The organism is Clostridiales bacterium (assembly GCA_030016385.1).
Taxonomy (GTDB): domain Bacteria; phylum Bacillota; class Clostridia; order Clostridiales; family Oxobacteraceae; genus JASEJN01.
The window spans coordinates 1-11,763 of sequence record JASEJN010000020.1; the positions used below are offsets into that span (position 1 = coordinate 1).

At 40.6% G+C, this 11,763-nt stretch carries 10 protein-coding genes and 1 other annotated feature; of the genes, 2 read left to right on the top strand and 8 right to left on the bottom strand.

Annotated features, from left to right (window positions below; genetic code table 11):
- Nucleotides 1-235: 235 nt before the first annotated feature.
- The 6 genes from QME45_06580 to QME45_06605 form a co-directional block, all read right to left on the bottom strand.
- Nucleotides 236-1,216, bottom strand: a complete 981-nt coding sequence (locus tag QME45_06580) for an ATP-binding cassette domain-containing protein (protein MDI6618330.1) — start codon at nucleotides 1,214-1,216, stop codon at nucleotides 236-238.
- Nucleotides 1,209-2,222, bottom strand: a complete 1,014-nt coding sequence (locus QME45_06585; GenBank protein MDI6618331.1) for an ABC transporter ATP-binding protein — start codon at nucleotides 2,220-2,222, stop codon at nucleotides 1,209-1,211. The genes QME45_06580 and QME45_06585 overlap by 8 nt, the downstream gene beginning before the upstream one ends.
- 12 nt (nucleotides 2,223-2,234) lie before the next feature.
- Nucleotides 2,235-3,089, bottom strand: coding sequence for an ABC transporter permease (locus QME45_06590; GenBank protein ID MDI6618332.1), 855 nt, complete (start codon nucleotides 3,087-3,089; stop codon nucleotides 2,235-2,237).
- 6 nt (nucleotides 3,090-3,095) lie between these two features.
- Nucleotides 3,096-4,049: an ABC transporter permease gene (locus tag QME45_06595; GenBank protein MDI6618333.1), complete on the bottom strand. Its 954-nt coding sequence runs from the start codon at nucleotides 4,047-4,049 to the stop codon at nucleotides 3,096-3,098.
- A 77-nt stretch (nucleotides 4,050-4,126) separates the two neighbouring features.
- Entirely contained in the window at nucleotides 4,127-5,704 is a 1,578-nt protein-coding gene (locus tag QME45_06600) for an ABC transporter substrate-binding protein (GenBank protein MDI6618334.1), read from the bottom strand.
- A gap of 57 nt (nucleotides 5,705-5,761) precedes the next feature.
- Nucleotides 5,762-5,974: a hypothetical protein gene (locus QME45_06605; protein ID MDI6618335.1), complete on the bottom strand. Its 213-nt coding sequence runs from the start codon at nucleotides 5,972-5,974 to the stop codon at nucleotides 5,762-5,764.
- 114 nt (nucleotides 5,975-6,088) lie between these two features.
- Nucleotides 6,089-6,333: a binding site (T-box leader), on the bottom strand.
- Between the two features lie 593 nt (nucleotides 6,334-6,926).
- On the opposite strand from QME45_06605, the gene QME45_06610 reads away from it, so the two are divergent.
- Nucleotides 6,927-8,285, top strand: a complete 1,359-nt coding sequence (locus QME45_06610; GenBank protein ID MDI6618336.1) for a citrate/2-methylcitrate synthase — start codon at nucleotides 6,927-6,929, stop codon at nucleotides 8,283-8,285.
- A 59-nt stretch (nucleotides 8,286-8,344) separates the two neighbouring features.
- Here the strand turns inward: QME45_06610 and QME45_06615 are convergent, their stop codons facing one another.
- Complete coding sequence (locus QME45_06615; protein ID MDI6618337.1) at nucleotides 8,345-10,138, bottom strand: heparinase II/III family protein; 1,794 nt, start codon at nucleotides 10,136-10,138, stop codon at nucleotides 8,345-8,347.
- Nucleotides 10,139-10,568: 430 nt separating this feature from the next.
- Between QME45_06615 and QME45_06620 the strand changes: the two genes are divergently transcribed.
- Complete coding sequence (locus tag QME45_06620) at nucleotides 10,569-11,141, top strand: 5-formyltetrahydrofolate cyclo-ligase (protein MDI6618338.1); 573 nt, start codon at nucleotides 10,569-10,571, stop codon at nucleotides 11,139-11,141.
- A gap of 57 nt (nucleotides 11,142-11,198) precedes the next feature.
- Here QME45_06620 and thpR read toward each other — a convergent pair whose 3' ends face one another.
- Nucleotides 11,199-11,726 (bottom strand): RNA 2',3'-cyclic phosphodiesterase, encoded by a 528-nt coding sequence (thpR, locus tag QME45_06625; protein MDI6618339.1) that lies wholly within the window; start codon nucleotides 11,724-11,726, stop codon nucleotides 11,199-11,201.
- Between the last annotated feature and the right edge of the window lie 37 nt (nucleotides 11,727-11,763).

Below are 11,763 nucleotides of genomic sequence, written 5' to 3' on the forward strand. Positions count from 1 at the left end.
ACTTATGGAGACAGCCAACTTTTGGGCTTTCCCACTCTTTGCAAGGTTACCCTCTCCACAAGCCAACCTCCGGTTCGCTTTCGCTATGTCCCATATTTCCTCTTCAGCTTCCTTTAGACATCTTTGTCACCAAGGATGCCCTTGCCTTTGAGTTATCTTCCCGTTGGTTAGGTGATAAGGTTTCTTTCAACCTATCGGCTCAACAGACATGTTGGGCGTACAAAAAAGCCATTTATCATAATAAATGGCAGGCAGCAAAATGGCCTTTTTCTATTTCCCTCATTTTCGGGTCTTCTTCACTGCATATTTTCCTTGCATATGGACATCTTGAGCAAAATCTGCATCCTTTCGGAATATCGAATGGACCCGGCGGATCCCCTTCTATTATCTGCCGCACGGTATTCCTTGCTTTAACGGGATCAGGTATGGGTATGGCCGAAAGCAATGCCTTAGTATAAGGGTGCAGAGGATTCTTATAGAGCTCGGAACTTTTCGATATTTCGACTATCCTGCCAAGATACATAACACCCACCCTGTCTGAAATATGCCTTACCATGGATAGATCGTGGGCCACGAAAAGGTACGTAAGATCCATTTCATCCTGCAGGTCTTCCAGCACATTTACAACCTGTGCCTGTATCGATACGTCAAGAGCGGATATTGGCTCATCACAGAGTATGAATTCAGGTCCTACCGAAAGTGCTCTTGCAATGCCTATTCTCTGGCACTGTCCTCCGCTGAATTCATGAGGAAACTTTTCCATATCATTTTTACTTAGACCCACCTTTTCAAGTATTTTCTTAACCCTTTCCATCCTCTCCGCCTTAGTAAGCTTTGTATGGATAACCATGGGCTCTTCAACTATTTCGTCAACAGTCATATAGGGATTCAATGAAGAATAAGGGTCCTGAAAGATACTTTGCATTCTTTTATGATATGGCTTAAGTTCTTTCTGCTTAAGCCTTGTTATATCTGTCCCATCAAAAATTATTTTCCCGTCGGTTACATCATATAACCTTATAATAGTACGGCCGAGAGTAGATTTCCCGCATCCCGACTCGCCTACAAGTCCGAATGTTTCCCCTTTATTGATATAGAAACTCACATCATCCACAGCCCTTACATATTTTCTCTTTCGCCCATAAAACGGCATCCCGGTCTCAAAATATTTTTTTAAGTTTTCTACTACTATGAGTTTTCTATCTTTATCATACATCGCATTTCACTCCCTTGTCTGCCAGAAAACACATGCATCTATGGGTAGGGGAAAAACTTTTATACTCCGGCATACTGCTTTTGCATCTATCCTCTGCGATATCACAGCGTTCTGCAAATGGGCAACCATTTGGAGGATCAATAAGCGACGGCGCATTGCCCCTTATCGGCTTTAATCTCTTCACATCATCTATATTTACAGATGGGATGGAGTCCAAAAGAGCTTTTGTATAGGGATGCCTCGGGGAATAAAATATTTCATCTGCAGTCCCTTCTTCCATTATCATACCGGCATACATGACAGCAATCCTGCTGCACAAACTTGCGACCACCCCAAGGTCATGGGATATTAAAATAACCGACATATTGTTTTCATCCTTCAGCTTTTTCAAGAGCTCAAGTATCTGGGCCTGTATCGTAACATCAAGGGCGGTTGTAGGTTCATCTGCTATAAGAAGTTTGGGACTTGATGAAAGAGCCATAGCTATCATGACCCTCTGCCTCATTCCGCCGCTTAATTCATGTGGATACTGGTTTATCCTCTTTTCGGGAGATGGAATCCCGACCATTTTGAGAAAGCTTATGGCATTTTCCCTGGCCGCAGCCCTGCTCATGTGCTTATTTCTTATCAAAACTTCTTCAATATGGTATCCTATCTTTTTCAGCGGATCGAGGGCAGTCATGGGATCCTGAAAAATCATCGCGATTTCCCTGCCTCTTATCATTCTTTTTTCTCTTTCTGGCAACTTTTCCAAGTGACTTCCACATAATATTATTTCACCTTTATCTATTTTCGCGTTTTGAGAAAGTATACCCATTATGGATCTCATCATAACACTTTTTCCGCTGCCCGACTCACCTACTATGCCGAGTATTTCGCCGGCATTTACCTTAAGATTCACCCCGCGTACAGCCTCAATTTTTCGATCTCTGTCATAAAAAGTCGTGCGAAGATCCCTTATTTCAAGCAGAACATTCTCGTTTTTAATTTTTGCAGCACCTTCCAATCGATATACCCCCTATCTGCTTCCTATCCTTGGTTCTGCAAATACCCTGACAAGATCCCCTGATTTGTTAAACGAATATACAGTAAGCACAATCAAAAGGCCCGGTAAGATGGCCATATATGGTGCATCCCCGATATGGCTTTGAGCACTTTGAAGCATGCTTCCCCATGATGACATGGGCTGCTGCACTCCAAGGCCCAGAAAGCTCAAGGATGATTCCATCATTATGGCATTCGCTATGCTTATCGTAGATGCTACAATCACTGTGGGAAAAACTGCGGGTAACAGGTGCTTTATTATTATATTTTTAGATGACTGGCCTGACACAATGGAATATAAAACATACTCCCTCTCCTTTACAGATAGTGTTTCGGCCCTCACCAGCCTTGCGATATTCATCCACGTAAAAAGCCCTATCACTATGATAATCGCATGGAGCCCAGGTGTAAGATAAATGCTTACCACCGTAACAAGTATCATCCATGGCACTGAAGATACGATATCGACTATCCTCATCAAAAAGTTGTCTATCCATCCTCCAAAATAACCGCTGACCGTACCTACCGTAACTCCTATAGCCGTGGAAATGATCATGGCAAGGAGCCCGACTGTAAGCGAAATGCGGCCGCCATACATGGCCCTTGTAAAATAATCGCGCCCAAGTTCATCTGTTCCGAAAATATGGGCAAGGCTCGGTTTTTGCAAGGCTCCTGATACATTCACTGCATCGGGTTTATAAGGCGACAAAAATGCAAAGACCGACAGCAGTATAATAAATATTAAAAATATCACGGCAAAAAGAGAAGCCTTATTATGCTTAAGCTCTCTTTTGACCTCCTGAAGTCTCCTGCTTTTATTCTTTTCCATCTGCCGTCACCTCATTTCCCTTATCCTTGGATCTATTACACAATATAAAATATCCGAAAGCAGATTTCCTATAATCACCAGGCCGGATGACAAAAGCATGACCGCCATGACTACCGGATAGTCAAAGCCCTGGATAGCCTTTACGAAATAAGGGCCGACGCCCGGCCATCCAAAAATCGTTTCTGTAATAAATGCCCCGGTGACCAGCATGGGAAGAGCCATCCCTATTATAGTTACAACAGGAAGCAGCACATTTTTGAGAACATGATTATAAAGTATCTGACTGCTGTTGGCTCCATAAGCTTTTTGCACAACTATATAATCCAAAGATAATTGACTTATAGTCGATGATCTTATATACCGAACAAGCTCAGGCAAAAAAGCAATCGTAAGCACTGTAAAAGGCATTATAAAATGCCTGAAAAAATCAGCGGGTGAATTTTCCATTCCGATGGTATGCATACCGAGTATAGGAAAAAGCCTTAGCTTATACCCGAAAATAAAAATAATCATCATGGCAAGCCAGAAAGTCGGTATGGATATGCCGGCAGAACAAAAACCGTCAATAAGTTTATCAGCCCACTTGTCCTTTTTCAGACCTGATATAAGCCCCAGTATAAAAGCAATTAAAAGCGCTGTTATATATGCAGGAAGCACCACCGCTATTGTGGCGGGAATCCTTGCTGCCAAATCCTTTGCAATGCTTTGATGCGTTACGATGGAGTAGCCGAATTCACCTTTTAATATCCCTTTAATCCAATAAAAATACTGTATATATGCAGGCTTGTCTAATCCATATTTAGCCTTTATAAGCGCAACAGTCTGTTTGGTCATATTTGGAGTCGTCATAACATCGACTGCATCATAAGGTGCCAGCTGCATCAGGGTAAAACATATTATAGATATTATTATAAGCATCGGCACTGCCTGTACGATCCTTCTAATTATATATTTTAGCAATTTAACTTTTCACCACCACTTACACTGATAAAGGGGAGTGCACCTCCCCTTTATCAAGTTCATATTACGAATTGAAGTTATTTAAAATAAAGCTTCGACATATCTTCAAAAGTATATATCGGGACCAGGCCCGCATCCTTTATACCGTCAATATCTGAATCGATGGCAAGTATTCGTTTGTTTTCAGTGATTGGATAAAACGCAGCATCGTCTATTATTATCTTCTGGATCTGTTCATAAATTGATTTTCTCTTTGCCGGATCCTTCTCGACTCTCCCCTGCGCAAAAAGTTTATCGACCTCGGGATTGCTGTAATGCATAAAATTGCTGGGATCACCCGTTACAAAAAGAGAATTGAATGTATCAGGGTCTATCCCCATGATATACCCGCCAAGATACATATCGGCATCCGACTGCCCCTTTGACAGCTTCTGATACAGGGCCGTGCCATCTACGCCTGAAAGCTCCACATCGACTCCTGCGGCCTTCAAATCCTGCTGTATGACCGCTGCCTGTTTTTGCTGTGTCACGTTGTTTGCGGTATACGCCAGCTTTAGCTTGATACCGTTTGCCGATGCTTTCGACAGCAATTCTTTTGCCTTGGCAGTATCGAAATCATGTTTGTCTACGTCTTCAGTATAGAAGTTTGCCTTTCTCGGAAGGAAGGAATATGCAGGCAGAGAATATTTTTCCGATACATAACTTGCATTAATTATCTCCGGCCTGTTCAGCGCATATGCGATTCCCTGCCTGAGATCCTTATTCTGAACCTTTTTAGACGTCATATTAAATGCCAGATATCCTACTCTTCCTTCATCATAAGGAATAATACTTATCTTGGAATTGTTTTTATATTTATCGACATCTGCAGGCGTAATTGCAAGCGCATCGATTTCGCCGCTTTGAAGCGCCAGATTTGCGGTATTTGCATCGCCTATTATACGAAATACAACGTTTGCGATCTTGGGAGCCCCTAAAAAGTAATTATCATTTTTTTCAAATTTAACATATTCACCTGCTTTGTATTCTTTTAATTTATACGCTCCTGTACCGACAGGCTCAGCATTTTTAGGACTGTTCGCTATATCGGTTTCACCTTCGTATATATGCTTTGGCATTATGAAAATGTTGCCTAAATTTTCTATCGCATTCATGGATATCTTTGGCAGCGTAAATTTCACCGTATAATCGTCGATCTTCTCGACTTTTACAGGTTTACCGTCAAATATGAGTTGGCCCCTGGCCCAGCCGCCGTTTGATTCCTTAAGCATCTGATCATATGTGAAAACAACATCATCGGCGGTAAAAGCCTGGCCATCCTGCCATTTTACATCTTTCCTGAGTTTTGCAGTGTAGCTTAAATAATCCGGCGATGGTGTCATGCTCTCCGCCAGGAAATAAACTATATTATTGGCGCCGTTATACATATACAAAGGCGAGTAAACAGCCTTAATCTCCATAAGCCCATATCTGTCACCGGTCGTTATCACATTTACAGCATTGCCAGGGTCTCCGTCAATACCATAAATAAATGTATCCGGTTTGGCCTTGCCGGTATCCTTACCCTTAATGGATTTATTTGCACATCCGCTTATCATAAGTAAAAAAGTAACTATAATTGCTATTGTTTTTATAATATTTCTTTTATTGTTCATATTTTCTTTCCTCTCTTTCTATATTGATTTCAATTCTCTTAATATCAAGTTGCTGCGTTATTTCAGTTCGTTTAAATCAGGTTTATCGAATATTATCCTTTCTCCATTGTTTATTACTATGCATGGTATCCCTACCCTGCCGCTTTTCTTTACTTCATCAAACTCATGCCTGTTGTCCCTGTACTTTAGAAACATTTTTAAATTAAATATACTGCTTGTAATATCAAGATATGCGTACCTGATATCATTATTTGAAAGAAACTCTTTCATATCCTTGCAGCCGTCTCAATACTTGCTCCCGAACAGCACTATCCTTTTCATATATCCTCCCCCCTTTGATCGGATGAGTACAAATTCTGAAAATAAAAAAACTCCTGTCTCATTTTCAGAGGCAGAAGTTCAATTCCGCGGTTCCACTCTGTTTGCCACAAAAACGGCATCTCATCGTTTTAGCAACAATAAATATGCTCTAATACTATAACGGGTACACCCGCCGGAGCCTACTATTAATTCGATCCGGTGCTCGAGAATGCATATTCGGTTAATTTTATCTTAAAATTCCTTCCAACCTGTGAGAACTTCTCTCTGTAAAATGTAAATTAACCTACTCTTTCCGTCAAAGCAATTCTTAGTATTTTACTCTGCTTTCTATATTATATTATCAGCATATGATTTTTGTCAATATGCATTGTTGAATTTGCAATATTCCAATTTTATGTTGCAAAATTATCATGAGAACTATTTCATATAAAAATTAATATACTGATATAAGCGGCTATAATTCATGTCAATATATGCCGTAATAAATAATTTTGCAACATGCCAATATTAATCTTTCACAATATCATATAATGTGTTAGAATCTAATTATTATTATATAAGAATGTGTGTATATATAATATCTGAAGAATATACACTCTATAAGGACTTCGATTCGTAATATAAGCTCTATGTTATTTTGAGCACTCATTCGCCAGATTTAAGTTCTATAAGTTCTAAGGCCAGCAGCCTTAAGAATCCAAGAGCTTTTGAAACTCGCTTTGCTCAGACAATCAAAAGCTCTACGGGATTCTTTTGCGGTAGCAAAGCCAAGAACTTATCAAAACTTTCATAATGCTTATTCGTTATTCAAAATAACATAATCCTATTTATACTGAATCAAAGATACTGGAAACTTAATATAAATAAACTGCAAGTTTGATGAATTGGAGATATGGGAGGAATGAGCATGTTTGATAGTTGTAAAATAGATGATAATGTTTTAAACAAGCTTGCTTATCTTGCAGAAAAGAACGGCAAAATAGACCCTGAATATTATACTATGTACGATGTAAAAAGAGGTCTTCGAAATAACAATGGTACAGGCGTACTGGTGGGCCTCACTCAAGTCGGCGATGTTCACGGTTATATCATCGATGAAGGCGAAAAAACACCTATCGATGGCAGATTGACTTACAGGGGCATCGACATAAAGGATATCGTAAATGGTTTTGAAAGCGAAAATAGATTCGGTTTTGAAGAGGTTTGTTATCTTCTCCTGTTCGGAAAGCTTCCAACAAAAACGGAATTAAAACAATTTCAGGAGATACTCGGTAAATGCAGATCCCTTCCGGAAGGATTCGTCGAGGATATGATATTAAAGGCACCAAGCAACGACATTATGAACAAGCTTGAAAGAAGCGTACTCGTATGCTATTCGTATGACCCTAACCCTGACGATATTTCCGTAAAGAATGTTTTAAGGCAGAGCATCGAGCTTATTTCCCGCTTTCCGGCTATGATCGCCTATGGATATCAGGCAAAGGCCCATTATTTTGATAATAAGAGTTTATATATCCATTCTCCACAGCCTAACTTGTCCACAGCCCAGAATATACTTCATATGATAAGGCCGGATAATAAATATACAAAAACAGAGGCTGAAACCCTTGACCTGGCGCTTGTCATCCATGCTGAACATGGCGGAGGCAATAATTCGGCTTTTGCAACGCATGTTGTATCTTCAACAGGAACCGATACCTATTCTGCAATAGCGGCGGCAGTAGGTTCATTAAAGGGGCCAAAGCATGGCGGTGCGAATATAAAGGTTATGGGAATGATAGACAATATAAAGAAAAACGTAAGCAACTGGGAAGATGACTCAGCCATAAGGGATTATTTGCTTAAGATTTTAAGAAAAGAAGCTTTTGATGGCTCAGGCTTGATATATGGAATAGGACATGCGGTTTATACAAAGTCCGACCCGAGGGCAGAACTTTTAAAAAGCAAAGCCGAACAACTGGCATCTGAAAAGGGAAGAATAAAGGAACTCAATCTTTATAAAAAGATTGAGGAAATATCCAAAAAGATATTTGCGGAATCAGGCAAGGTTATATCTGCAAATGTCGACTTCTATTCGGGTTTTGTATATGATATGCTGAATATCCCGAAGGAACTATACACACCGATTTTTGCAACGGCAAGAGTCCCCGGTTGGTGCGCTCACAGAATTGAGCAGCTCGTAAGCGAGCCTAAAATAGTAAGGCCGGCTTACAAAAACGTAAAGGAAGCCGTAAAATATATCAGACTCGACGAAAGGTAAAACATGAGGGTGTTGCACAGTGAATAAGTGATCCACTGTGCAACACCCTCATACAGTAATCAATATATCGAAAACGAAAACTGGCATCCATCGGGATAAAAACAAGTGCGATAAATCTTATCCCCCCATTCCCTCTTTAGCTTTGCATCCGTCAGAATGATTTCTTCTGTTTTCGCCTTCCCTGCTCCGGAAAATATTATTTGACCGCCGCCTTCTATGAAAAGCACTCCGTCCTTCCATTCCGTTTTTCTTAATGTCATAAGGGTAAGATAAGTGCCTTTTATCTGCGGCGTGAAAGTATCGGTAACGGTGATCCGCTGTCCCTTGACAAATTCAACCTTCCTTAAATAGCTCTGTACCGTCCCTGCAGGATAAGCCTTGGCAAGTTCCATAGTGATAGACACGCATGAATCCGAAAAGTTGACATCGCTTACTTCCGCCTTGTGTTCTGCTCCCGGAAGCTGAACTGCATCATTAAAGGTAAGAACATTGTGATAGCATGACTGCATCGTCCATATCTCATACCTCTGGGGTGAGAATGTCTTTCTGGAATAGGTTTCTACCCCCACATCGATAAGCAGGGGCCTGTTATCCCGATACAGCGTTATGCTTCCTGTATCATTATGATTGTGGCTGTCATTATTGCAGCCGGCTTTTACGGCCAGACAGAACTTATCGTCTCTTGCAATCATAAGGCCCGCACTCTCATACCAGATGTCGGGCTTCACTGGTGATTTGGAAGTGTCATAAGATGCAATTTCCTCCTCGTTGAATATACCCTGCAGGCGGTAGAACAGGTTACATGCCATCGGCTGAAGCCGTGCTGAATCCAGCTTATGGTCCATCGCTGCCCAGCTCATCATATCTTCATTTCCCGTACGCTTTGCAAAGAGGAATTCCCTTACTCCCGCCCGTCCGGCTATGGGTGAACAGTCCGCAAAATTGATATAGTATCGATCGTCTACGTGGACATTCATGATGTACGAGGCGATGTTCTTGATCTTATTTTTCTGATATACATTAAGGAATGCATCATCCATCACGGCATCCAAAACTTCAATGGCATTAAACAGGCAAAGGCCAGCTGCACGGTAATAGCCGGCTCCTTCATCGCAGCATCCATCCTCCCCATACCCGTCAACAAAATAATCAAGGCCTCTGCATGCCTGCAGAATCACCTCATGTATATCATTATCCGTAATGTTCTCCCTGCTTGTCAGCGCAATCAGCACGTTCTGGGTAATCCACGGGGTCCAATTGTTTACACGTCCCCATCCCCCCATCCAGCCAAAGCGGTTTCTCAGGTAAGGCGTAAGGATGCGGTCTGTGATTTCCCTATCGATCCTTTTGGTGATAAACGGGCAGATCTCATCCAGTTCCTCTTTCAGCAGATATTCCGCCATGGCCAGCTGAGCGCCCGTCTCGGCAGCAAACAAATCAAGTATCGGATCGGTACTGTCCGGCAGGCAGTAATGCTGCGACCACATATAGCAATTATGAGCCGGAATCTGCCAGCCGCTCTCTTCACAAATTGCCATAAGCCCGTTCACGATATCGTCAAGAAACCTTCCCCCTCCTTCTGCACATTCCGCCAGTATCAGCGTATTCAATATTCTTCTCCGGTTAAAATATAGTGCTTCATAGTTGGAACGGTTCCCTGTCCGGCAAAACTCCATGTACTTTGTGGCAGGAAGCACAGGATAAGCATAATTGATGTATTTTTCTCCCTCTTGAATGATTTCCTGCCTGAAATCATCCGGAAGGCTCTCCCAGCGCTTTCTGTCCGATTCTGGTGCATATGGTGCAAACTTCTTAAAATCCTTCCGATATGACTGCGCAATCCCAACAAACAATTACAATTCCCCACTTTCAAATATAAAATAAAAGATCCAATTAATAATCGAAAAAATATAATATAATGACAAGAATCAATTCTCTTTAGTTATTAAATCGAGGACATTTATTATTTTCACTTTAACATTAATTTACTATTTTGCAAATCCTGAATGTTGTATGGATGGACTATATTAAGCTCCATATTTCTATATATACTAAATAGTATTACATTTTTTGTTATCTCCTGTATTTTCCTCTGCTTACATACCAAACCTGTAAATCGAGCAAAACATATGAGAAAATTTTCATTAAACCGAATTAACCTGTAAGTCTGCATTTACAATCTGTTTGTGAATTATGGCAATAAATATTTTTCAGATCCTGATAATGACGCTTCAATTATATTGTGTATAATATTAATGAAACAGAATAATGGAGGCATAGAGCATGGAGTTTAAAGTCAAGAAAGAGTTAAGAAGATTAATGATTGAAAAAAGAAATTCGATGGATTTGAATAAAAAAGCCGAATGGGATAATAAAATAACATCTCAGCTTATAGAGAGTTCATTCTATGAAAATGCTAAAATTATATTTACTTATGTAAGCTTTGGCAGCGAAGTGGATACCCACTATTTTATAAAATATGCCTTAAACGATAAAAAGGTATTGTGCGTACCAAAGATAATATCAAAAAACGGTGTAATGAAGGCTTTCAGGATAAACAGTTTCAAGGATTTAAAAGCCGGTTCCTTTGGCATACCGGAGCCTGAAGACTGCCGCGTTGAAATCACGCCTTCAAAAATGAATTTGATATTGATGCCTGGATTGGTTTTTGACAGAGGAGGCGAAAGAGTCGGCTACGGTGCAGGATTTTATGACAGATTCCTTTATGGAGCGGGCAAAAAAGCAAGTAAAGTAGCCCTTGCATATGACTTTCAATTATTAAATAAAATCCCATCTGATAAGTTTGATATAAAAGCAGACGCAATAATAACAAATAAGGAAATAATCATCTTGTGAAACGCGCTTTATAATCCAAATGCTATAGGGGAAATTTGTAAAAAGATCTAGCGTCTGCTAAAGAAGCTTTGCATAAACTTCAGTATAAGTCAGCCTGCCGTTGATTCTCTCGGATTTCATCAGACTGATTTTCGCAACATCCATGTCCACCGGCAATATCGCCTTTGAAAAAGCATCCCTGTTAAAGTCGTCGGATAAGATAACTTCCCTGCCCATCGTCAGATGAGGTTTGAACTTGCGGTTTTCTAATGAAAATCCGTATTCACCAAGTGACCTGTAAAGCTTGTTATAAATGCCGCATAGCGCATTGCTTTTCATGGCTCCCATCCAGTATATATCGCCGCCGCCACGTCTAAAGCGCCCGACTCCCCTCAAGGTTATATTAAACGGCGGCTCGTCGATCTTATCCATTGCTTCCTTTACCTCATTCATTCTTTCGGTTTCACCGATAAATATAATCGTCAGGTGGAGGTTATCGCGCAAAGTAAAATTGCCGTGAACTGAACCCGCTTTGAGCCTTTGTATGTATCCTGAAAGTTTATTTTTAATCTGATCGTTGAATACAATTGCAATAAATAAACGCATTATATAACACCAAATCCTTCCAAATTACAGTAATAGC